Origin of the sequence: Neobacillus niacini, assembly GCF_023715785.1 — a bacterium.
GTDB lineage: Bacteria > Bacillota > Bacilli > Bacillales > Cytobacillaceae > Neobacillus > Neobacillus niacini_E.
The window spans coordinates 1-451 of the sequence record NZ_JAMBOX010000075.1 but is presented as its reverse complement, the minus strand read 5'-3'; the positions used below and the strand labels follow the sequence as shown (position 1 = coordinate 451).

At 51.7% G+C, this 451-nt stretch carries 1 rRNA gene; it reads left to right on the top strand.

Annotated features, from left to right (window positions below):
• Window positions 1-451, top strand: a 23S ribosomal RNA gene (locus tag M3234_RS28915); the annotation flags it as partial.

Genomic DNA, 451 nt, shown 5'->3' with positions numbered 1-451 from the left:
ATAGTGAACCAGTACCGTGAGGGAAAGGCGAAAAGAACCCCGGCGAGGGGAGTGAAAAAGAACCTGAAACCGTGTACGTACAAGCAGTGGGAGCACCTTCGGGTGTGACTGCGTACCTTTTGTATAATGGGTCAGCGACTTATATTCTGTAGCAAGGTTAACCGTATAGGGGAGCCGCAGGGAAACCGAGTCTTAACTGGGCGTTAAGTTGCAGGGTATAGACCCGAAACCCGGTGATCTAGCCATGGGCAGGTTGAAGGTTGGGTAACACTAACTGGAGGACCGAACCGACTAATGTTGAAAAATTAGCGGATGACTTGTGGCTGGGGGTGAAAGGCCAATCAAACCGGGAGATAGCTGGTTCTCCCCGAAAGCTATTTAGGTAGCGCCTCGTGAATTCATCTTCGGGGGTAGAGCACTGTTTCGGCTAGGGGGTCATCCCGACTTACCA